Here is a 22,529-nt window from a genome sequence, read left to right on the forward strand (position 1 = left end):
GTGAGTTTCAATCTTTGTTAACCAAGGCGTTTAGACGTAAAGCGACGGGGAGGTTGTCATAAACCAAGGTGAGGTTGGCGCTGATTTGTGGGTTGGCATCATCAGGGAGTAAGCTGCGATCGATGAGCGGCAGTGCTTGAATGTGACCGAGGGCTACGAGTGCGGTATCTAATGAGCTATAACTGTGTTGGCGTAAGGTCACAGGATCTTCGATGGTGAATTGTCGGGCGATATGTTCATAGCGCAACATGAGTTCGCGCCGCAGATCATGGCTTTTCGCAAACCAGCCGTCGTGTTCATCGATGGTTACCTCAAAAGCAAAATACAACACAATCCCGCTTTGTAGCGCAGCACGCGGCTCTTCGCCGAGTTCAATGTTGTTATTAAGGTCGAGATAAATTTGCCCATCTTTAAGGTAGCAAGCGCCTTGGGTGGTGGTGATCGATGCATTCGTCCACAGGCTCACAAGCGATAATACGAATAACAGGGCTCTCATCGGCTTTTCTCCAATAGGGCGTAGAAAAAACCATCACCATCACGATCAGGTAAGTGCAGCATACCATAGCCAGTATCACGTAGCGCTGGATGGCTGATCGTTTTTAATTTAGCTTGTGGCTGCGCGCTTAAAAACGCTTCGATCACCTGTTGGTTTTCTGCGGGTAAAATTGAGCAGGTGGTATAAAGCAGGCGACCACCGGGTTTGAGCGTTTGCCAGAGCTGGTTGAGTAATTGTTTTTGTGTCTCTGGAAAACGGGCTAAGTCTTTGGCTTGACGCAGCCAAGCGATATCAGGGTGACGACGAATTACCCCGCTACCCGAACAAGGTGCGTCTAATAAAATAGCGTCGAAGGGTTTGCCAGACCACCAGTCTTCTAGCGCAGCAGCATCGGTGGCGATCAGGGTTGCTGTTTGCTTAAGCCGCGCGAGATTGTCAGCAACTTGCTCAAGGCGCGCTTGGTCATGATCGAGCGCAGTGAGTGTAAGGTTATTGGCGTATTCGAGGATATGCCCGGTTTTACCACCAGGGGCGGCGCAGGCGTCTAAAATGTGTTCGCCATCTTGGGGGGCGAGCAGTTCGGTAGCGAGTTGTGCGGCCGCATCTTGCACTGAAATCAACCCTTGCTGGAAAGCAGGATCGGCAAGAATGTCGCTGCCAGAGGCAATCGTGACCGCCTGCGGGCTTAAAGTATTGGCACGCGCACCAGAATGTTCGTTTAACCACAGTTCACGATCAAGCGAAGGGCGCAGGCGCAGCGTAAATGGCGCTTGAGTGGTATAAGCCGCAGCGAGTGCGTCTTTCTCGGGTTGATAATGTGTTTTTAGCCACGCGGGGAGGTTGAAATAGCGCCGCTCATCGAGTTGGGTGATCAGCTTCTGTTGCTGGCGCTGCGCGCTGCGCAACACCGCATTTAATAAACCCTTAGCACGCGCCTGATTATTGTGCTCAGCCAGTGCTACCGTTTCGTGGATCACCGCATGATCGCCAAGCTGCATGCGCAGTAGCTGATACAGACCAAAGTTAATCAGTGCAGCCAAAGTGGTCGCATTTTTTTGTAGCGGTTGGTGCAGCAGTTCATCGCGCAGGCTCGATAGGCTTTGATATTCCCGTAGGCAACCATAAACCATCGCCTGGTAGAGCGGCTGATCTTTGGGTTTGAGGTCGGCTTTATCGCGTGGGATCAGCGTGGTTAACGATTGCTGTTTGCTGGTGACACCAAGGATGGTGTTGAGCGCTGCTTGCCGAGGGTTCTCTAAACGCATTGCTTGCCAGTAAGATTGTTGCCGTGGCGCAGACTCGCGGCATCACTAATCGGTTTGCCGGCAAATTGGAGTCGAGTCACACACAATACCCCGGCACCGCAGGCAATGCTCACGCCGGCCTCATCATGTGCGATAATCGTCCCAGGAGTCGCTTCACTTGAGGCGTTACTCACCTGAGCGTCGTGGATACGCAGGGTTTTATCCTCTAGCGTGGTATGGGCGACCGGAAACGGTGAGAAAGCGCGCACGCGACGTGCAATGGTCTGTGCGTCATCTGACCAATCGATTAACGCTTCGGCTTTGCTGAGCTTATGCGCATAAGTAGCAAGGGTATTATCTTGTGGGGTGGGTTGTTGGGTTTGCTCGGCAATGATCGGTAGCGCTTCAAGGAGTGCGTCAGCGCCGAGCGTCATCAGCTTGTCGTGTAAGCTGCTTGCGCTGTCGGTTTTAAGAATAGTAAGTGCTTTATTCAACCACACTGCACCAGTATCCAAGCCTTCATCCATTTGCATGATGGCAATGCCGGTTTGTTCGTCCCCAGCTTCAATCGCGCGCTGAATCGGCGCAGCACCACGCCAGCGCGGTAACAGCGAAGCATGAATATTAATACAGCCCAGGCGAGGGAGCGCTAAAAACCAACGTGGCAGTAATAAACCATAGGCCGCCACGATAATCACATCTGGGCTTTGCTCGAATAGTGGCTGTGGATGGCGCAGGCTTTCGGGCTGAGCCAGAGGGAGCTCATGCTCAAGCGCCACTGTTTTGACCGCGCTTGCCTGCAATTTTCGCCCACGTCCAGCTGGACGATCAGGCTGGGTTAATACCCCACAAACCTCAACGTTTGCCGCATTGATGAGCGCAATAAGGCTGTGCGCGGCAAATTCCGGTGTGCCAGCAAACCAAACTTTTAGTAGTGCTGTGCTCATAGAGGTTGCGTTTTAACCCATTTGGCGAGTTTTTTCTCGAGTCGTTCACGTTTTAGGCGCGACAGGTGGTCAATGAACAACACACCATTTAAATGGTCAATTTCATGTTGCATACATACCCCTAATAAGCCATCGGCTTCGGCTTCGTGGGTGTTGCCTTCGGTATCTTGGTAACGGTAGCGAATATGGGTGGCGCGTTCCACATCAGCGTATTGCTCAGGGATTGACAAGCAGCCTTCTTGGCCGAATGCGGTTTCTTCGCTGCGTTCAACGATCTCTGGATTGATAAAAGCGTGTTTGCCGTGTGGGGCGTCAGGGGTCGCTTCATCGGCTGGGATGTCCATCACTACAATACGCTGGTGGATGTCAACCTGTGTGGCTGCGAGGCCAATACCGTGCGCATCGTACATTGTCGCAAACATATTATCGACAATGGACTTGAGTGAATCGTCAAAGGTCTCGACAGGGGTGGCTGTTTTACGTAAGCGTTTGTCGGGATGGATTAAAATAGGCAAAATAGTCATAATAAAAGGGTAATCTTTGCGTTGCTATATGAAAAATAATTCAAAAAGGATATTATACGCTAAGGATAACTACGAAAGCTAATTACAGCTTGCTGATAAACAGTGATCTATAAAACGTGATAAATGAACGATTAAGGAGCCTTGCTGTGTTGCCAAACCGTAAAAAACCTCTGGTCTTAGCGTTAACGGTCATCGTGTTGGCAGGGTGTAGTGCGACGCCTAAAGATCGTTTTTTTGATTTAGACCGTCCACTTGAGCAATGTTTAGACGGCGCAGTTGCTGCTAATACGGATGCCATCAGTAATAATCAAGCCTTTGTTCAAGACCATCCGAATCAATACGTGGTCAAAAAAGGCGATACCTTGTGGGATATTTCCGGTCGGTTTTTACATAAACCCTGGTACTGGAAGCAAATCTGGCACGACAATCCACAGATTAAAAATCCGCATTTAATTTATCCTGGTGATGTGTTGAGTATCGTGGTCATCAATGGGCAGAAGTATTTGTCGATTACTGAAGGTAATAGCGGCATGCATGGCGAATATACAGGCCGACGCACGGCCGATGGACGTCCGGTGGTTCGTTATTCGCCGGGTGTCGGTGGTGCGCCTGCTGAGCCGAGCAGCTTATCAGCGAATATCATCGCGCCATTTGTGGCGAAAACGCAGTTTGTTGATGAGGCGATTATCGACAAGCTTCCGGTCATTTTTGGTAACGATGAAGAATATATTACCCTCTCACAGCAACAGTTTTTCTACACCAAAGGGATCAATCCACCGCAAGGTGAGCGTTTAGGCGTTTATCGGGTGTCAAAACCGGTGGTGGACTTTAATGTGGAACAAGCCAAAACGCGAGAAGAACGTTATGACGGGCCAACGATTGTTGGTTATCAAATGCAATATATTGGCGAAGTGGGTGTGTTAGACAGCGATCCAGTGACTGGCCTGACCAAACTCAAGCCTTTAGAAGTCGCGCAAACCATGCAAGAAGAAGATGTGTTATTGCCGCTTGATGTCTCGCAGCGTCAAGTCAGTTATTTTCCAAAGTTGCCATCTAATCAATGTCAGCGTGGTTATATCTTGAACAATACCGAGAGCCAGACGTTGTCGATTAAAGAGTTTGATAGCGTGACGGTGAGTTTTGGCGCCGATGACGGTGCAGAAATCGGCGATATCTGGAAAATTCAAAGCACGGGTAAGGTGCGATCGGTTAAAGGTGAGCCGGTTGTCATTCCTGGTGACGATATTGGCTTTTTGATGATCTATAAAGTGTATGACAAGGTCAGTTTGGGTTTTGTGCTCGATTCAACGCGCGGCATTAAACAAAGCGACTATCTGGTGCGCCCTTGAGTGAGGGATTAAAAGCCTGGTGTTCCTTATGGCGGGCACCAGGTATTGGACCAGCAACCTTCCAACAGATTCTCCAAGCCTGCGGTTCTCCGGAGGCTTTTTTTCATGCCAGCGAGGCAATGCTCAATAAACAGCTAGGTAGCGCATACGCCAAGCGTTGGCAGGTATGGCGACAAGCACCAGAGGCGGGACAAACGGATCTGGATTGGGCAGCTGAAGATCCCTTGCGCTACATCATAACCCTAGAAGATTCACGTTATCCATCGCAATTACGCGAAATTGCTGACCCACCACCGCTGTTGTTTGTTTATGGTGAGATTGAGGCGCTTAATGCACCACAAATGGCGATCATTGGTTCACGTAACGCCAGTCAATACGGACTGCGCAACAGCCGCTATTTTGCCAGTGCTCTGGCTGGTGCCGGATTGGTGGTAACCAGTGGTATGGCGTTAGGGATAGATGGCGCCGCGCATCAAGCCGCTCTTGCTGCTGGTGGCAAAACAATCGCGGTGGTTGCTACTGGCTTGGATCGAGTCTATCCAGCCGCGCATCATCAGCTGGCTAAAGAGATTGTCGCTCAAGGGGCAATGGTTTCAGAAATGCCGATTGGCAGTGGGGTGCGCAGGCATAATTTTCCACGACGCAACCGGATCATCAGCGGTCTGTCGTTGGGTGTGCTGGTGGTGGAGGCCTCACAGCAAAGTGGTTCACTGACCACGGCTCGCCAGGCGTTGGAGCAAGGTCGGGATGTGTTTGCGATCCCTGGATCGATTCACGATCCTATGGCTAAAGGCTGTCACACTTTGATTAAACAAGGTGCGATTTTAGTCGAGGATGTGACGGATATCACCGCACAGTGGCAGGCGCTGTTACATAGTAAAGGGTTGATACAAAGCACTTCTAAAGTAAACTTGTCACCCACGGTAAGCGACCCACAACAGGCAACATTACTCGCAGCGCTCGGGCATGATCCTTGTCATATCGACGAGTTGAGCGAACGCATAGAATTGACGAACGAAGAAATTTCCGCCATGCTGTTATTACTTGAGTTGGATGGTTTGGTGGAGCGAATGCCTGGCGGCCGCTACCGACGCTTGGGTTAACAAAAGAGGGGAGAGGATTATGCGTGACTCGGTTATCGACGTATTATTCTATATATTTGACGACATCATGAGTAATGAACAAATACTCAACACCGATGTCAAAGAAATCACGAGCCAACTAAGTGAAGCCGGTTTTATGAAAGAAGATGTGCAGTGTGCTGTGGATTGGTTTGTTGGACTCTCTGAATTAAAACAAGACGAGCCTGAGCTGCAATGTAGCAATGCTGTGCGCGTGTTTAGCGCTCGAGAGGGCGATTATTTAGGTCTCGAATGCCAGGAGTATTTGCGCTATATTTCGCGCCATGCTCGTGTATCGATGGGTGCGGTTGAAAAGATCATCGATTGCACGATAGCGCTCGGCGTAACGTCGCTGCCGGTTGAGATTTTGCGCTGGATCAGTGCGATGGTTCTGGTCAATATTGAAGAAGAATTTAATGAGGCGATGGTGCTGGGGATGGACGGTATTATTTGTCCCCCAACGCTGCACTAACGCTTCGTAGAGGGCAATAACAAAGATAAACTTATGACAAAATTACTGATTGTAGAATCGCCAGCAAAGGCGAAAACGCTACATAAATACCTTGGAAAAGATTATGAAGTCTTGGCTTCTTATGGTCATGTGCGTGATTTAGTGCCAAAAAATGGTGCCGTGGAGCCTGATAATGACTTCGCGATGAATTATGAGGTGATTGATCGCAACGCCAAGCATGTTGGTGCGATCAGCAAAGCGCTGAAAAATGCCGACACCTTATTACTCGCCACTGACCCCGACCGAGAGGGTGAGGCGATTTCCTGGCACCTACATCAGCTGTTAAGCGAGCGTGGTGCACTAAAAGATAAAGATGTGCGCCGTGTGGTGTTTCATGAGATTACCCAACGCGCGATCCAGCATGCAGTGGACAATCCACGCGATATCGCGATGGATTTAGTCAACGCCCAGCAAGCGCGCCGTGCGCTTGATTACTTAGTGGGCTTTAATTTATCACCGCTATTGTGGCGTAAGGTTCAGCCAGGGCTTTCTGCCGGGCGCGTACAGTCGCCAGCTTTGCGGATGATTGTTGAGCGCGAGCGTGAAATTGAGGCGTTTGTCGCCCAAGAATATTGGAAAATACTCGCCAATAATCAGATTAAAGGCAACGCCTTTAACGCAGCGCTGTCGGTCTATCATGGTGAGAAGGTCAAGCAATTCACGATTAATAACGAAGCCGATGCTAATAAGGCGTTGGCTGAGTTAAAAGCGCTCAGTAATGGAAGCTTAACCGTTGCTGAAGTGGTCGCTAAAGACCGTCGCCGCAACCCTGCTGCACCGTTTATTACCTCAACTTTGCAGCAAGAGGCTGCGCGTAAATTGCGCTTTACCGCACAACGTACGATGCGCTTAGCGCAGCGCCTCTACGAAGAAGGATACATCAGCTATATCCGTACCGACTCAGTGAATTTGGCACAAGAAGCAATCAGTGATTTGCGCAGCTTGATTAAAGCACAATACGGGGATGATTATCTGCCGAGCAAACCGCGTACCTACAGTACTAAATCGAAGAATGCCCAGGAAGCGCACGAAGCGATTCGCCCCACTGACTGTCGCTTGAGTGCTGATCAGTTGAGCGCTATGGGTGCTGACGAGAGAAAATTATACGAACTGATTCGCAAGCGCACGATAGCTTGCCAAATGGCGCCAGCTATTTTGGAGCAGGTGAGTATTGATTTGCATGCCGGCAGTGCAGACAATCAATTTCGAGCTACCGGCTCAACAATTAAATTCGCTGGCTTTATGAGCGTTTATCTTGAAGATCAAGACGATGCCAGCGATGAAGAAGAAGGCATTTTGCCAAAAATGGTTGTTGGAGATGAGGTCGCGGTTGACGACATCCTCGCCACCCAGCATTTCACCCAGCCACCACCGCGCTATTCAGAAGCGAGCCTGATTAAATCGCTGGAAGAAAAAGGCATTGGGCGACCGTCGACCTATGCGAGCATCATCTCCACCTTGCTCGGTCGTGAATACATCGATTTAGATAACCGCCGCTTTGTGCCAACGATGATCGGCAAAATCGTCAATGATTTTCTCACCGGGCATTTCGAGCAATACGTCGATTATGATTTCACCGCGCGCTTGGAAGACGATTTAGATGCCGTATCGCGCGGCGAGCGTGATTGGAAACCGCTGCTTGACGAGTTCTGGCAAGGTTTTTCCCAGCAAGTCGAAGAGAAAAAAGAGATTTCGCGTGAAGAAGTGATGCAGGCGCGAGAGTTAGGCAGTGATCCGAAAACCGGTAAACCGGTTAGTGTGCGCTTTGGGCGTTTTGGACCGTTTGTTCAGTTGGGGAGTAAAGACGACGAAGAAAAGCCAAAATTTGCGAGTATCCCGGACGATTGGAATCTTGACCATATTGAGCTCGAACAAGCCCTGGAGCTGTTTAAGCTACCGCGTCATATCGGTAAAACCGAAGAAGATGAAGAAATTGTCATAAATATTGGCCGTTATGGTCCGTATGTGCGTTTTGGACGCAAATTTGTCTCCCTGCCAAAGGAAGAAGATCCGCTTGCTGTCTCGCTTGAGCGCGCACTGGAATTAATCGCAGAGAAAAAAGAAGCCGATCGCAAAAAACATATAAAAGAGATAAAAAATGGGGATGAGACTTTAAAGGTATTAAATGGTCGCTTTGGACCTTATGTCACTAATGGTACTATTAACGCATCTATCCCAAAAACGATAGAACCTGCTGAAGTGACTTTGGAAGAAAGTTTGGCGTTATTGGAAAAGGCTAAAGAGCGCAAAGCCAAGCGTGGCGAGGGCAAAAAGACGAAAAAAACGTCAAGCAAAGCCACGACTAAACGCAAAACTAAGGCCAGCACTGCAAAAGGTTCTGCGAAACGGAAAACACGAACTACCACGAAAAAGAGTTAATCAACAATGAAAGACACCCAACAAGATGATCTCCGCTACGGCTTTGGCTTTTTGATGCACGATGCGACGCGGTTAATGAACCGCTACTACGATCGTCACGTACGTGTGTTCGGGATTACCCGCACGCAATGGACGCTGCTTACTTACCTCTCGCGCTACGAAGGGGTAAGTCAAACCAAATTGGCTGAGTACATGGATCTCGCGCCGATGACGCTGACCCGTCAGATCGACAAACTCGAGCGCGATGGTCTGCTCGATCGTCGTCAAGATCCGCAAGATCGTCGGACCAACCTGATTTATCTCACCGATAAAAGCCAGCCGTTGATGAGCCATATGCACGAAATCGCGGTGGAAGCGAAAGAAGCCGCGCTCAAGCATTTCAGCGAAGAAGAGCGTGAGCAGCTGCGCGAATATTTGGTGCGCATGCGCGAAAATATGGCCGGTGCGTAAGCTGAGCAATCATCGATTATTTCAAGGCCCACCTTGGTGGGTCTTTTTTCTGCGCCATTATCGGGTGTTGATTGGGCTGTGGCTTGCACTGGTTCTTATCGCCTGTGTGATGCCAGTGAGTAGCGAACAGCCGCCGACACTGCCGCATATCGATAAAATCGTCCATGCGCTCTTTTATGCCCCACCGATGGCGCTTGCGCTATTGGCAGGTGGCAACGTTTGGCGTTGGGTGATCTTGTTGATCGTATTTGCCTTGGGTATTGAGCTTATCCAAAGTATGCTCAGCTACCGCAGTGGTGATATCTTTGATATGCTGGCTAATATAGTCGGTATGCTGCTCGGCTTTATCGTCGCGAAGTTTTTTAGGATGCGCCCATGAAACGGCAAAAACTGGTGATTGTGCATGGTTTGTTTATGCGCGCGCCGGTGATGCTCGCCTTGCATAAACGCCTAAGTCAGCAAGGGTTTGATTGTAAGAGTATTAATTATCCCACGCGCAGTCAGAGTTTACACGATAATGCGCAAATCCAAATACCCGCACTCAGAGCCTTTGCCCAAGGTGAGCCGTTGGGTTTTATTGGCCACAGTCTCGGTGGCTTATTGATTCGCCATCTACAGGCGCAATGGCCAGAAGGCTTTTCAGATGGGCGTGTGGTGAGCTTAGGAACGCCACATCAAGGCAGCGCCGTAGCCGCCTATTTGTATGCGGATGCGATGCGTCGTACGCTGATTAAGCATGCCTGGCCTCAAGGCCTGGACGGCAACGCACCTGATTGGCCGCAAGAGATTCCGCTGCTCTCTATAGCTGGCAGCAAACCCTATGGGGTAGGGCGCTTGTTTCAAGTCTTTGATGACGCTTCAATCCACGATGGCACAGTCTCTCGCGCTGAAACGCATTTACCCAGCGCGCACGCTGAACTGCTGGTTGATCACACCCATATGTCGATGCTGTTTGCCAGCGAGCTCATCGTGCCAATTGCCGGTTGGCTTCGAAGCTAATCCCTTTAGCGTAGAAAATGGTTCTATTCACCCATGACACTTGCCACATTGCTGGGCTGATGCGGATCAAGCGTGGTCAGGCGCTTGAGCAAGTAGCGCAGTAATAAACCGTAAGCGGGTAAGAAAAACAGCGTGCAGATAATGATTTTCCACGCATAATCGAGCAGGGCGATTTCTGGCCAATTTGCGGCCATAAACGGATCCGAGCTCGCATAAAAAGCGATTGAGAAAAAGACGATCGTATCAATGGCATTGCCGAGAACCGTGGACGCACTAGGGGCGACCCACCAGCGATGGTGGCGACGCAGATAATTAAACACGCTGATGTCAAGTAATTGGCCAATCAAGTAAGCGGCAAAACTCGCCAGCGCAATGCGTGCGACAAATGTGTTGAGCGAGGTAAGCACAGACAAGTCGGTAAAGCTGCCATTGTGAAAAAGCACTGAAACTACATAAGAAATGGCGAGCGCTGGGAACATCACGCAAAAAATGATTTTGCGCGCTAGAGCCGGGCCAAATACGCGTACGGTTAAATCGGTGGTTAAAAAGATAAAGGGGAAAGAAAACGCGCCCCAAGTGGTATGTAGGCCATAGAATTCAAAAGGAAATTGCACTAAGAAATTGCTAAGTGCGATGATGAAAATATGCCAAAATGATAACCAGATGAGGGCGTGGCGTTGTTGCTCGGGGGTGAATGAAAGCATGATTAATCTCGTAACGTGTGGGTGTGTAATCGGGTGCGTGCCATCTCAGCATAAGGGCTGTTCGCACGACCATAGTTGGCATAAGGATGAATGGCGATGCCACCTCGAGGGGTAAATTCGCCAGTAACTTCAATATATTTAGGATCCATCAGTGTGATGAGATCTTTCATAATGATATTGATGCAATCCTCATGAAAATCGCCGTGGTTACGGAAACTAAACAGATACAATTTCAACGATTTGCTCTCTACCATGCGTTCAGCCGGAATATAGGCGATACGGATTGTCGCGAAATCCGGTTGGCCGGTTATTGGACATAAGCTGGTAAATTCCGGGCAGATAAAATGCACAAAATAATCGTTATCAAGATGTAGATTGCTAAAGGATTCCAAGACTTGTGACGCATAATCGTGCGCGTATTCAGTCTGCTTTTTGCCGAGTAAGGATAAATCGGCGAGAGATTCAGTGCGAGTGTTGTTCATATTGTTGCCTAGTTTTTTGCTGACTACGCCTAAGCGCGTCTGTGGGATGGTTGCGAACCACGGGGTGGCGAATTATACGCCGCTTAGGCAAGAAAAGGAAGCATTAGCGCTTAGTGACAGCGACGAATAATCAGTTGTTCGATAGCATTACGGTTCTGTGCTAGACGGTATTTGGCGCGCGTTTCTAACACGTACTGTGCTTCAGTATAGGACTTGTAGAGTGGACAAGGCTCTTTTAAACAAGGGGTGGCGTAAGGATAGTGCGCCAGTAATCGACCGTCAGCATCATAAAAACGGATATCAAGCGGAACCCAGGTGTTTTTCATCCAAAATGTTCTAGGACGCGCCTCGGGAAACACAAATAACATCCCAGAATAGGGCGGCAGCCACACTCGATACATCAAGCCCTTAGCACGACTGGCTGGTGTATTAACACAAGTGGCCAGAGTCCGGCGATCACCATCATCAATAAAGGCATTGCTGTAGGCGGCAGGACTCAATCCCAAGCTGAGCGTGAGCCATAAAAGCGTGAACAGTGGGGTAAGGAGACGATGAGGCATCAAGGCTGCTGGTGTTTACAGTTTATAGAGGCCATGCGCGCACATTTTCTTTTTCAAGGTGTTGCGGGTGATGCCAAGCAATTTGGCGGCCTGGCTTTGGTTGTTATCGCAGCGGCGCAGGACATTACGCAACAAGGCCGCTTCAGCCTCACCAATCATCAATGCATAGAGTTGACCGCTGTGTTGGCCATCTAAATGCGCTAAATAGCTGTCGATGCTCTGATCGATGGCACGTTGGATGTCGGGGTTGCTCATGATGGGCTGCCTTGTGGGTTAAGCTGCTTTAGCAAATAATTGGATGAGCGCCGTTTGTTCGGCCTCATTGCATGCCTGGTTAATGCGTGGACGGTGTTCACGTTGATAATCAGGGTATTGACGATAATAATGGTGTAAGTGCGCGCGGGCAATAAAAACCCCTTGCCGACCGTAAAGCGCGTGCAAGGCGTGGATGTGTTCTGCGATATCTTGGTGAGGGGTGATCGTCGGCAGACTGCGCGTATTAATTCGCGCCTGACACTCAGCAAATAACCAAGGGTTACCCTGGGCGGCGCGACCAATCATCACCCCATCGAAGCCGTAGTCATCAATCAGCCGGTTTGCCTGTTCAGCGCTGCTTATATCACCATTAACAATCACCGGCAGTTGCGTGTTTGCTTTAACTTCGGCAATAGGTTCGTAACAGGCCTGACCGCGGAAGCGTTGCGCGCGAGTGCGCCCGTGTACGCTTAATAAGGCGATACCGCAATCTTGAGCGATACGGGTCATCTCGGCTAAGGTGTAAGTATCATCGTTAAAGCCCAAGCGGGTTTTAACGCTTACCGGGATCGTCACGGCATTGACAGTCGCGCATAAAATCGCTTCAACTTGTTTCAGATCAGCCAGTAATGCTGATCCTGCGCTTTGCTTGCCCACTTTTTTCGCCGGGCAGCCCATATTGATGTCGATCACATCAGCGCCGCGTGCCTGCATAACTTGTGCAGCTTCGGCCATTAATGCAGGCTCACCACCAACAAGTTGGACAATTTTTGGGTAGTTAGGGTCTTCATCGAACTGCAGACGGGTTTTCGATAGCGCTGTGTGCATCAAATCGGGTTTGGCGCTGACCATTTCTGCAACGCTAAAATCTGCACCGTAACGCTGGCAAAGGCTGCGGAAAGGGCGGTCGCTCACCCCAGCCATCGGCGCGAGTACAACAACAGGATCAGGATAATGAAAGCGGCCCAAACGAATCATAAGCGTCTACCGATTAATGCGCCTGCCCTTCAAGCAGCACCCAGCCTTCACGTTCATTAATCACACGCAGGCTGTGGGTATCAGCATAATGGGCGATTAAATCCTCGGCTTGTTCGACCAAGACGCCGGCAAAAACCAGCGTCGATGCGGCATCAGTATGGTGCATAAACTGCGATTTTAGCGCGCGCAGCGGCTGCAGGAGAATATTGGCGACTAGCAAATCAACCCGTGGGGCACTTTCCGGGTTCTCACACAGCGTAATACGCTCGCTGATGTGGTTTTTGGCTGCGTTGTCCGCGCTGGCGGTCATTGCTTGCGGGTCGATGTCGGTTTGATAGACGCTATTGGCACCAAGCAGGGCTGCAGCAATGCCAAGGATTCCTGAGCCGCAGCCATAGTCATAAACGCTTTTACCGACAAGGTCGGCATGCGCTAAATAATCCAAACACATCGCCGTGGATGGGTGGGTGCCGGTGCCAAAAGCCAAACCGGGATCAAGGCGCAGCACAATGGCGTCCTCTTGTTCGATCACATGTTCGCTTGCGGCAACCCACAGGCGCTCACCAAAAGGAATCGGTTTGAAATGATCGAGCCAGGCACGCGTCCACTCGCTATCAGCGAGCAACGATTGTGCCAGGGCAACATCATCGCCTAAATGCTGCTTAAGAGTGGCGAGTACATACTCTGGTGCGCTGTCTTTAGCAAATAATCCGGTGATCGCGGTTTGCGCCCACAATGGGGTTTCCCCCACAGGCGGTTCGTAGATTTCGCTGTCATCGCCGGCTTGATAGGTCAAAGCAATGGCGCCGGCGGCTTCTAAAGCCGCCTCGACTTGTTCGATCGACGCCTCGTTATCGGCGTGTAAGGTGATTTGCAGCCAATCGTTGCTCACGAGAGGCCCAGCTTGTGTTCAAGGTAATGAATGTCCATACCACCCGCGCAGACCACCTCATCGTTCAATAGTTCTTGATGCAGGGCGATGTTGGTTTTGATGCCTTCAACGACCATTTCTGAGAGTGCCATACGCGCACGCGCGATTGCGGTGTCGCGGTTCTCACCCCAGGTAATCAATTTGCCGATCATCGAATCGTAATGGGGTGGCACGCGATACCCGCCATAGAGATGCGATTCGACGCGCACACCCAAGCCGCCCGGGGCGTGAAACTCGGTGATTTTGCCCGGTGAAGGGATAAAGGTTTTCGGGTCTTCGGCGTTGATACGGCATTCGATGGCATGTCCATTGATCACAATATCTTCTTGTTTATACGCCAAAGGCTCGCCAGCAGCGATACGAATTTGTTCGCGCACAATATCCACCCCGGTAATCATTTCGGTCACCGGATGCTCCACCTGTACACGCGTATTCATTTCAATGAAGAAAAACTCGCCATTTTCGTAGAGAAATTCAAATGTGCCCGCACCGTGATAACCGATGCGTTGACACGCTTGTACACAAATATCGCCAATTTTAGCGCGTTGTTCGGCTGTGATGCCTGGCGCTGGCGCTTCTTCAATCACTTTCTGATGGCGACGTTGCAGCGAGCAATCACGTTCGCCCAAATGAATGGCGTTACCGTGTTTATCCGATAATACCTGGATTTCGATATGACGCGGTGTTTCAAGAAATTTCTCCATGTACACCATGTCGTTGCCAAAGCTTTGTCGCGCTTCGGTTTTGGTTAGACGCACCGCATCAACGACTTCTGCCTCGCTTCGCACGACGCGCATGCCACGACCACCGCCGCCACCTGCAGCTTTGACTATCACTGGATAACCAATGCGTGCTGCGGTGTCTTTGATCGTTTGTGGGTCATTATCGAGCGGACCATCGGAGCCAGGGACACACGGAATGCCGGCAGCTTTCATTGTTTTGATCGCTTCAACCTTATCGCCCATGATGCGGATCGTTTCCGCGCGCGGACCAATAAACGTAAAGCCAGATTCTTCAACCCGTTCGGCGAAATCGGCATTCTCAGAGAGAAAACCATAGCCGGGGTGAATCGCATCTGCGTTCGTTACTTCAGCGGCCGCGATAATGGCCGGCATATTGAGGTAGCTTTCGCTGGAAGGTGCCGGACCGATACACACCGATTCATCGGCAAACAAAACATGCTTTAAATCCGCATCGGCTTTCGAATGCACCGCCACGGTTTCAATGCCCATTTCATGGCAGGCGCGCAAAATACGCAGGGCAATTTCCCCACGGTTGGCAATCAACACTTTGTCGAACATACGGCCTCCTTATTGCAGGACAAACAGCGGTTCGTCGTACTCAACCGGTTGACCGTTTTCGACTAAAATCTCAACAACTTTACCGCCAAGATCGGCTTCGATGCGGTTAAACATTTTCATCGCTTCGATGATGCACACTGTATCGCCAACGCTCACTTGCTGGCCAACGCTGACAAAATCGTCCGCATCAGGAGAAGGTGCAGCGTAAAACGTGCCGACCATTGGTGAGCGGATGATTTTACCGTCTAATGGCTTACTCGCTTGCTCGGCAGATCCTTGTGGTTCAGCCGCTGGTGCCGGTTGTGGTGCAGGCGCACCGGCATGGGCGTAGCCTTGAGGCGGTAAATTAATGTATTGAGGCGCTGCAGGTGCAGAGGCCTGCTGGCGATTGATGCGAATCGTTTCCTCACCTTCGGTGATTTCGATTTCGCTGACATCGCTGTCTTCGAGCAACTCAATAAGTTTTTTGATTTTGCGAATATCCATGAATGTTCCTCTATATATTTTGCTTTGATGATTCAAGATAATGATGCGCGGCAATCAATGCCAGTTCGTAGCCATGTGGGCCGAGTCCGCTAATCACGCCCTCAGCGATATCGCTGAAATAAGAATGTTTGCGGAATGGTTCACGCGCGTGTACGTTCGATAAGTGTACTTCAATAAAAGGGATCTTAACAGCGCTGAGCGCGTCGCGTAGTGCGACGCTGGTATGCGTGAATGCGGCCGGGTTAAAGATAATAAAATCAACATCGTGCTCGCCGGCAGCGTGAATTAAGTCGATTAACGCGCCTTCGTGGTTATGTTGTATAAATTCCAAATCGTGATCGAAGGCTTCAGCAAGCGTGTTTAAGCGTTGCTCAAGGTCATCAAGTGTACTGTGCCCATAATGGTTGGGTTCACGTGTTCCGAGGAGGTTTAAGCTGGGGCCATTGATGACGAAAATTTGTGCCATATAAAAAAATAATCCGGTCAGGTTTTAAGTTAAATTGCGTTAAATCGCCGCATTATAACGTAATTTAGCCGCTTTTTGACTTATTTTTGTGTAGATTCTTCCTCGAGTACCGCCGCAAATTCATCGGCGGATAATTCGCCAATAATGCGTCGTTTAGGGTTTTCTAGCTCACCAGTAGCCGGGTAAAACAGCACCGCCGGAGGGCCGACTAAATTCAGACGGCGAAAGATTGCTTGGTGCTGGTTGGTGAATTTGGTGACATCAATTTTCAGTAGTGTGTAGTCGGCAAGCGGCGCGTTGAAGCGCGGGTTTTGCCAGATGTTGCGTTCCCATTCAATGCAGCTCACGCACCAATCAGCATAAAAATCGAGAATAACCGGCTGGTTACTGTTAGCGATTGCGGCATGCAGAGTCGCTTCATCATCGATAAGTTTGAAGCGCGCATAGGCGTTATTTTCTATATTTGCTGAATGGCTGGTTTTTGGGGTAAACCAATGGTTACTTGCGCTGATCCCGAGACTCAGTGCAACAATCAGCCCGAGTGCGGCTAAGAATAAGCGCGTTCGAGCGATAAAGCCGGTTAAGCGTTCGCTAGGGAAGACGGTAACCGCGAATAACAAGGCATAAAGTGCCCAGATAATGAGCGACCATGGATTGGGGAGAATACGCGCGACTAACCACACAGCGATGGCAAGCAGCGCAAAAGCAAAGCCTTTCTTCACAATATCCATCCAAGTACCGGCTTTCGGCATAAAACGACGCAAGACGCCGGCAAACAGCAATAGCGGCAAACCGGTACCCACGCCGAAGACAAACAATGCGATGGCGCCTTTAAGAGGGGTGGTTTGGGTGGTAAATAAAAGCAGCGCTGTCAGCACTGGCGTGGCACAAGGGCTCACCACCAGAACTGAGAGTGCACCCATAATCGCCGCACCAACAAAGGATCCAGATTGTTGACGGCGGTTGAGTTTATCAATCGGTCGTTGTAGCCAATTTGGCGCGCGGAAGCTGTAGACATCAAATAGTGACAACGCAAGTGCGGCGAAAAACAGCGCTACTAAGGCGGTAATCCACGGGGTTTGTAAGATAACCTGGAGGTTGATTTCAAATAGACCAAAGATTGCACCCAGTGCGCCCATCGCGAGGCCCATTGCCAACACATAGACGCTAATCAATGCATAGCTTCGTCCTTTAGTGCTGTCTTTGCCTACCACCAAGCTGGTGACGATTGGGATTAGTGGATAAATACAGGCGGTAAAGCTGAGCGCAATTCCGAGTAAGAGGATGAGCGGCAAGGTGCGCCAAAAGTTTTCGCGCAGAATACTGCTGAGGTAATCGGTATCACTTAGTGCACGGCTGGTGGTGCTTTGTGTCGATGAAGGTGAGGATGAGGCCTCATTATCTGCGTCAACATCGGCTTGTGGGGCGGGCACTGGCGCATCAGCTGCCACTGATCCTTGGAAAGCCTCAAGGGTTTCGCTATCAAATTGCCAAGAGCGGGTGAGCGGTGGATAGCAAATCGAGCCTTCGAGGCAGCCCTGTATATTGAGCACCAAATCTAATTGATCGGCCGCAATCTGGGGAAGATCGAGGGTGAGGTGGTCGCGATAGATGGTTTGTGCGCCACGAAACGGATCTTCATAGGCTTCGCCAGCGGGAAAGCTAATTTGGCTGGTCAGTTCTTCACCGTTAGCATAGACACGCACGCTGTCTTTATAGAGGTAATAGTTCTCCGGCATGACAATTGAGAGCGAAATATGGTTGCCATTGCCGTCGATAGTGGTTGCAAACGCCTGTTCTTCTGGAAGTGGTTCGCCAGAACCTGCTGCACTTGCGGTATTTTGTGGGTCGTTTGTGTCGAGTAAATTGCTGATGCCACTACTCGCACTGTGTTCAGGCGTGAGCGTCCATTGCGTCGGTGGATAACAGATCACCCCGTCTTCGCAGCCTTGCATGCGTAAGCTTACTTCTTCGACAGGCTGTTCGCTGGTAAAAGTTAGGATCGGCGGGTTGTGCCAAACCGCCATCTCGCCAAAATAGGGGTCGTCTTTAATCGTGCTCGGACTGGCGTTGTAGCTGATCGTCTCGCCATCGATGCTGAGCGAGGTGCGCGCTTCATAAATATAATACCCTGCGGCAAAATCGATCGTTAGTGCATAACGGTTATCGTCGGTTTGGGTGAGTGAGGGTTGAAATGCTTCTTTAACCGGCAGAGGTTCGGCAAAGGTAAATAAGGAAAGGCATGACAGCACGATGCACGATAGGCGACTTGTTAAACGATTAAACAGCATAAGCACAACAGTTAAAACAGCAAACCATGTATCCTAGCACGCCACAGACAACTGGCCAGTATTTACGCTATACCATTATGCAATACAGCCAAGTATGGTTTGAGATGAGCACCCATCAACAGACCGGCCTGTCTCAATGGCCTTAAATACACATGCCACAATCTGAATATGCCATAGAAACAAGCGGCTGTAAATTGCTGCGAACAATAAGATTGATTCTCACCAAAGCACACTATATAGTGTTCTTAATCGTTTTTACCCCATATATATTGTGTTTAGAGGTGTAGCGTGGTGGATTTTGAGCATTTACAAGTAACTAAGCGCGACGGGCGCAAAGAACCGATCGATCTGGATAAAATTCACCGGGTGGTGACTTGGGCGGCAGAAGGTTTAGAGCATGTGTCGGTCTCACAGGTGGAATTACGCAGCCATATTCAGTTCTACGATGGTATTCGTACCAAAGATATTCACGAAACGATTATTAAGTCTGCTGCGGATTTGATCTCAGAGCAGGCGCCTGATTATCAATATCTTGCCGCGCGTTTGGCAATTTTCCATTTGCGCAAAATTGCCTACGGTGAATTCGAGCCACCACATTTTTACGCGCATGTGCAAAACCTCACCGAGCGCGGTAAATATGACAAACACATTTTGTCTGATTACAGCGAAGCCGAATTTAATGAACTCAATGATTATATTGATCATTGGCGCGATATGAATTTTGCCTACGCAGCGGTTAAGCAACTCGAAGGCAAATATTTGGTGCAAAACCGTGTCACTGGCGAAGTCTATGAAAGCCCACAGTTCCTGTATATGTTGGTCGGGATGTGCTTGTTTGCTGACTATCCACGCGACACGCGCCTGGATTATGTGAAGCGCTTTTACGATGCAGCCTCAACGTTTAAGTTGTCGCTGCCGACACCGATTATGAGCGGTGTGCGCACGCCATCACGTCAGTTCAGTTCGTGTGTGCTGATTGAATGTGATGACAGTCTGGATTCGATTAATGCCACCAGTAGTGCGATTGTTCGCTATGTGTCGCAGCGTGCTGGGATTGGTATCAACGCTGGGCGTATTCGCGCTGAGGGTAGCGAAATTCGCAGTGGCGAGGCGCGTCATACCGGGTGTATTCCGTTTTATAAACACTTCCAAACCGCGGTGAAATGCTGCTCACAAGGTGGCGTGCGTGGTGGGGCGGCAACGCTGTTCTATCCTATGTGGCATCTGGAAGTGGAATCACTGCTGGTGTTGAAAAATAACCGTGGGGTGGAAACCAACCGCGTGCGTCATATGGATTACGGCGTACAAATCAACCGCTTGCTCTATCAGCGCTTGTTGAAAAAACAACATATTACACTGTTTTCGCCATCAGACGTTCCGGGGTTATACGAAGCATTTTTTGCCGATCAAGACGAATTTGAGCGCTTATATACGAAGTATGAAGCCGATGAGTCGATTCGTAAGCGTAGCGTGCCAGCGGTGGATCTGTTTTCATTGATGTTGCAAGAGCGTGCTGGTACGGGGCGGGTTTATGTGCAACACGTCGATCACTGCAACACCCACAGCCCGTTTGACCCTGCGGTAGCGCCGGTACGCCAGTCGAATCTGTGTATGGAAATTGCGCTGCCGACCAAACCGCTCAATGATCTTAACGATGAAGACGGCGAGATTGCTTTGTGTACGTTGTCTGCGCTGAATTTGGGGGCGTTTGATGATTTGGCCGATATCGAGCCAGTGGCCGATTTGATTGTGCGCGCACTTGATGCGTTGCTCGATTATCAGGATTACCCGGTGCCAGCAGCGTATAACGCGACGATGAAGCGCCGTACGCTTGGGGTGGGTGTGATCAACTACGCGTATTATTTGGCGAAAAACGGCACCAAATACAGCGACGGATCTGCATTAGGGCTCACCCACCGCGCGTTTGAAGCGATCCAGTATTATTTACTCAAAGCATCAAACACCTTGGCGAAAGAAAAAGGCGCGTGTCCGGCATTTGCCGATACGGTCTATAGTAAAGGCGTGCTGCCGATCGATACCTATAAAAAAGAGCTCGATAAAATTTGCGATGAACCGCTGCAGCTTGATTGGGAAGCGCTGCGCAAAGAAATTACCACCCATGGTTTGCGTAACTCAACCTTAAGTGCGCTGATGCCGTCAGAAACCTCCAGCCAGATTGCTAATGCGACCAATGGTATTGAACCGCCACGTGGCTTTGTGTCGGTAAAAGCGTCAAAAGATGGCATTTTAAAACAAGTGGTACCGGAGTTTTTCAGGCTCAAAGGCCAGTATGAGCTGTTATGGCAAATGCCGGGTAACGAAGGGTATTTGCAGTTGGTGGCGGTGATGCAAAAATTCGTCGATCAAACGATTTCTGCAAACACCAGCTACGATCCACAGCGCTACCCGGGTGGGAAAGTGCCGATGAATCAACTTATTAAAGACCTATTGTTAACGTATAAACTGGGCGTTAAGACCTTGTACTATCACAATACGCGTGATGGGGCTGTTGATAACCAAGACGACCTTGCCGATGATTGTGCCGGCGGGGCGTGTAAAATTTAATCGGAGTGGATCATGACTGAATCATGCCAGTATCGCTACAGTACGTTTTCGCAAAACAAAAATGACCAGCTAAAAGAGCCGATGTTTCTCGGTCAGCCGGTGAATGTGGCGCGCTATGACCAGCAAAAATATGAAGTGTTTGAGAAGCTGATTGAAAAGCAGTTGTCGTTTTTCTGGCGTCCTGAGGAAATTGATGTCTCACAAGACCGGATCGATTACCAAAATTTGCCAACACACGAACAGCATATTTTCATCAGCAATCTGAAATACCAGACCCTGCTTGATTCTATTCAGGGTCGTAGTCCAAACGTTGCTTTGCTGCCGCTGGTGTCGATCCCAGAGCTCGAAACCTGGATTGAAACGTGGTCGTTTTCTGAAACCATCCACTCACGCTCGTATACGCATATTATTCGTAATATCGTCAACGATCCGAATGTGGTGTTCGATGATATTGTCGAGAATGAGTACATTAAAGCGCGTGCGCAAGATATTGCTAAATATTACGATGATCTGATCGAATACACCCAGCGCTACTTGATGGTTGGTTATGGTGAGCATGAAGTCAATGGCTGCAGCTTTACCGTGAGCAAGCGCGAGCTGAAGAAAAAGATTTACCTGTGCTTGATGTGCGTGAATGTGCTCGAAGCGATTCGTTTTTATGTCTCGTTTGCGTGCTCGTTTGCCTTCGCCGAGCGTGAATTGATGGAAGGGAATGCAAAAATCATCAAATTGATTGCGCGTGATGAAGCGTTGCATTTGACTAGTACCCAGCACATGATCAATATTCTGCGCAGCGGGCAAGACGATCCGGAGATGGCGGAAATCGCCAAAGAATGTGAGCAGGATGCGTTTGAAGTCTTCCGTGTGGCCGCTGAGCAAGAAAAAGAATGGGCGGAATATTTATTCAAAGATGGCTCGATGATTGGCTTGAATCGTGATATTTTGGCGCAATATGTCGAATACATCACCAATTTGCGCATGCAGGCGGTCGGGCTCGAACCGGCGTTCCCGCACGCCAAGCAGAACCCGATCCCGTGGATTAACGCGTGGTTGTCGTCAGACAATGTGCAAGTGGCGCCACAGGAAGTTGAAATCAGCTCGTATCTCATCGGGCAGATCGATTCTGAAGTCAATCTCGACGACTTGGATGACTTCGAGCTCTAATATGGCGTTAATCACCACCAATCAACACCGTTTTCGCCTTGAGGTGGGTGAGACCTTGCTTGATGGTCTGATCCGCACCGGGCACGCGGTGGAATATCAATGTCGCGAAGGGTACTGCGGGAGCTGCCGGGTACGCGCGCAGGGCGAGTTTAGCTACGTTCGCGCGCCACTGGCCTATACTGGGCCGGGCGAAGTGCTCGCTTGTTGCGCGGTGCCCAAAACCGATATTTTTTTAGATATTGATCTGGCGGTATTGCGTCGTACGGGTTGAAATACACTTAAATCATCTCTCGAAACCCTAATTATCTCTCATAATTGGGGTTTTA

General features: G+C 49.8%; 24 protein-coding genes. 10 read left to right on the top strand and 14 right to left on the bottom strand.

Features of this window, described 5'->3' with window-relative positions; translation table 11 throughout:
- Window positions 1-7 precede the first annotated feature (7 nt).
- Genes L0B52_RS07485 through def form a run of 4 tightly spaced genes read right to left on the bottom strand, consistent with a single transcriptional unit; the run spans window position 8 to window position 3,211 of the window.
- Window positions 8-496 carry a DUF4390 domain-containing protein gene (locus L0B52_RS07485; RefSeq protein WP_235064105.1) on the bottom strand — a complete coding sequence of 163 codons (489 nt, stop codon included), beginning with the start codon at window positions 494-496 and terminating at the stop codon, window positions 8-10.
- On the bottom strand, window positions 493-1,761 hold the full coding sequence (rsmB, locus tag L0B52_RS07490; protein WP_235064106.1) for a 16S rRNA (cytosine(967)-C(5))-methyltransferase RsmB: 1,269 nt from the start codon (window positions 1,759-1,761) through the stop codon (window positions 493-495). The genes L0B52_RS07485 and rsmB overlap by 4 nt, the downstream gene beginning before the upstream one ends.
- Complete coding sequence (fmt, locus tag L0B52_RS07495) at window positions 1,752-2,687, bottom strand: methionyl-tRNA formyltransferase (protein ID WP_235064107.1); 936 nt, start codon at window positions 2,685-2,687, stop codon at window positions 1,752-1,754. Before fmt ends, rsmB begins: the two co-directional genes overlap by 10 nt.
- Window positions 2,684-3,211, bottom strand: coding sequence for a peptide deformylase (gene def / locus L0B52_RS07500; RefSeq protein ID WP_235064108.1), 528 nt, complete (start codon window positions 3,209-3,211; stop codon window positions 2,684-2,686). Before def ends, fmt begins: the two co-directional genes overlap by 4 nt.
- Before the next feature lie 296 nt (window positions 3,212-3,507).
- On the opposite strand from def, the gene L0B52_RS07505 reads away from it, so the two are divergent.
- The 7 genes from L0B52_RS07505 to L0B52_RS07535 are packed head-to-tail and all read left to right on the top strand — an operon-like array spanning window position 3,508 to window position 10,020.
- On the top strand, window positions 3,508-4,560 hold the full coding sequence (locus L0B52_RS07505; protein ID WP_409202334.1) for a LysM peptidoglycan-binding domain-containing protein: 1,053 nt from the start codon (window positions 3,508-3,510) through the stop codon (window positions 4,558-4,560).
- The gene (dprA, locus tag L0B52_RS07510; protein ID WP_235064110.1) at window positions 4,557-5,663 is read left to right on the top strand and encodes a DNA-processing protein DprA; all 1,107 of its coding nucleotides are present in this window, start codon (window positions 4,557-4,559) and stop codon (window positions 5,661-5,663) included. The genes L0B52_RS07505 and dprA overlap by 4 nt, the downstream gene beginning before the upstream one ends.
- Before the next feature lie 19 nt (window positions 5,664-5,682).
- Window positions 5,683-6,153, top strand: a complete 471-nt coding sequence (locus L0B52_RS07515; RefSeq protein ID WP_235064111.1) for a DUF494 family protein — start codon at window positions 5,683-5,685, stop codon at window positions 6,151-6,153.
- A gap of 33 nt (window positions 6,154-6,186) precedes the next feature.
- Window positions 6,187-8,571 (top strand): type I DNA topoisomerase, encoded by a 2,385-nt coding sequence (topA, locus tag L0B52_RS07520; RefSeq protein WP_235064112.1) that lies wholly within the window; start codon window positions 6,187-6,189, stop codon window positions 8,569-8,571.
- 6 nt (window positions 8,572-8,577) lie between these two features.
- Window positions 8,578-9,021 (top strand): MarR family winged helix-turn-helix transcriptional regulator, encoded by a 444-nt coding sequence (locus L0B52_RS07525; RefSeq protein ID WP_235064113.1) that lies wholly within the window; start codon window positions 8,578-8,580, stop codon window positions 9,019-9,021.
- Window positions 9,014-9,400, top strand: coding sequence for a VanZ family protein (locus L0B52_RS07530; protein WP_235064114.1), 387 nt, complete (start codon window positions 9,014-9,016; stop codon window positions 9,398-9,400). Before L0B52_RS07525 ends, L0B52_RS07530 begins: the two co-directional genes overlap by 8 nt.
- Complete coding sequence (locus L0B52_RS07535) at window positions 9,397-10,020, top strand: hypothetical protein (protein WP_235064115.1); 624 nt, start codon at window positions 9,397-9,399, stop codon at window positions 10,018-10,020. The genes L0B52_RS07530 and L0B52_RS07535 overlap by 4 nt, the downstream gene beginning before the upstream one ends.
- Before the next feature lie 23 nt (window positions 10,021-10,043).
- Here L0B52_RS07535 and L0B52_RS07540 read toward each other — a convergent pair whose 3' ends face one another.
- The 10 genes from L0B52_RS07540 to dsbD all read right to left on the bottom strand — a co-directional run bounded on the left by L0B52_RS07540 (window position 10,044) and on the right by dsbD (window position 18,435).
- Window positions 10,044-10,724 carry a 7-cyano-7-deazaguanine/7-aminomethyl-7-deazaguanine transporter gene (locus L0B52_RS07540; RefSeq protein ID WP_235064116.1) on the bottom strand — a complete coding sequence of 227 codons (681 nt, stop codon included), beginning with the start codon at window positions 10,722-10,724 and terminating at the stop codon, window positions 10,044-10,046.
- 2 nt (window positions 10,725-10,726) lie between these two features.
- On the bottom strand, window positions 10,727-11,206 hold the full coding sequence (gene queF, locus L0B52_RS07545; protein ID WP_235064117.1) for a preQ(1) synthase: 480 nt from the start codon (window positions 11,204-11,206) through the stop codon (window positions 10,727-10,729).
- Window positions 11,207-11,316: 110 nt separating this feature from the next.
- Window positions 11,317-11,766 carry a DUF192 domain-containing protein gene (locus tag L0B52_RS07550; protein WP_235064118.1) on the bottom strand — a complete coding sequence of 150 codons (450 nt, stop codon included), beginning with the start codon at window positions 11,764-11,766 and terminating at the stop codon, window positions 11,317-11,319.
- Window positions 11,767-11,781: 15 nt separating this feature from the next.
- The gene (locus L0B52_RS07555; protein ID WP_235064119.1) at window positions 11,782-12,021 is read right to left on the bottom strand and encodes a helix-turn-helix domain-containing protein; all 240 of its coding nucleotides are present in this window, start codon (window positions 12,019-12,021) and stop codon (window positions 11,782-11,784) included.
- Window positions 12,022-12,039: 18 nt separating this feature from the next.
- Window positions 12,040-12,999 (bottom strand): tRNA dihydrouridine synthase DusB, encoded by a 960-nt coding sequence (gene dusB / locus L0B52_RS07560; RefSeq protein WP_235064120.1) that lies wholly within the window; start codon window positions 12,997-12,999, stop codon window positions 12,040-12,042.
- Window positions 13,000-13,012: 13 nt separating this feature from the next.
- On the bottom strand, window positions 13,013-13,891 hold the full coding sequence (gene prmA, locus L0B52_RS07565; RefSeq protein WP_235064121.1) for a 50S ribosomal protein L11 methyltransferase: 879 nt from the start codon (window positions 13,889-13,891) through the stop codon (window positions 13,013-13,015).
- Window positions 13,888-15,231, bottom strand: coding sequence for an acetyl-CoA carboxylase biotin carboxylase subunit (gene accC / locus L0B52_RS07570; protein ID WP_235064122.1), 1,344 nt, complete (start codon window positions 15,229-15,231; stop codon window positions 13,888-13,890). The genes prmA and accC overlap by 4 nt, the downstream gene beginning before the upstream one ends.
- Window positions 15,232-15,240: 9 nt before the next feature.
- Entirely contained in the window at window positions 15,241-15,717 is a 477-nt protein-coding gene (accB, locus tag L0B52_RS07575) for an acetyl-CoA carboxylase biotin carboxyl carrier protein (RefSeq protein WP_235064123.1), read from the bottom strand.
- 10 nt (window positions 15,718-15,727) lie between these two features.
- Window positions 15,728-16,183, bottom strand: coding sequence for a type II 3-dehydroquinate dehydratase (gene aroQ / locus L0B52_RS07580; protein ID WP_235064124.1), 456 nt, complete (start codon window positions 16,181-16,183; stop codon window positions 15,728-15,730).
- Between the two features lie 80 nt (window positions 16,184-16,263).
- Window positions 16,264-18,435 (bottom strand): protein-disulfide reductase DsbD, encoded by a 2,172-nt coding sequence (dsbD, locus tag L0B52_RS07585; protein ID WP_235064125.1) that lies wholly within the window; start codon window positions 18,433-18,435, stop codon window positions 16,264-16,266.
- Between the two features lie 330 nt (window positions 18,436-18,765).
- Between dsbD and nrdA the strand changes: the two genes are divergently transcribed.
- From nrdA to yfaE, 3 genes are read left to right on the top strand one after another with little or no spacing between them, the layout of a single operon-like run.
- The gene (gene nrdA / locus L0B52_RS07590) at window positions 18,766-21,039 is read left to right on the top strand and encodes a class 1a ribonucleoside-diphosphate reductase subunit alpha (protein WP_235064126.1); all 2,274 of its coding nucleotides are present in this window, start codon (window positions 18,766-18,768) and stop codon (window positions 21,037-21,039) included.
- 12 nt (window positions 21,040-21,051) lie between these two features.
- Window positions 21,052-22,203, top strand: a complete 1,152-nt coding sequence (gene nrdB / locus L0B52_RS07595) for a class Ia ribonucleoside-diphosphate reductase subunit beta (protein ID WP_235064127.1) — start codon at window positions 21,052-21,054, stop codon at window positions 22,201-22,203.
- Window position 22,204: 1 nt separating this feature from the next.
- Window positions 22,205-22,474: a class I ribonucleotide reductase maintenance protein YfaE gene (gene yfaE, locus L0B52_RS07600; RefSeq protein ID WP_235064128.1), complete on the top strand. Its 270-nt coding sequence runs from the start codon at window positions 22,205-22,207 to the stop codon at window positions 22,472-22,474.
- Window positions 22,475-22,529: the final 55 nt, after the last annotated feature.

This window comes from Suttonella sp. R2A3, assembly GCF_021513215.1.
Taxonomy (GTDB): Bacteria; Pseudomonadota; Gammaproteobacteria; order Cardiobacteriales; family Cardiobacteriaceae; genus JAHUUI01.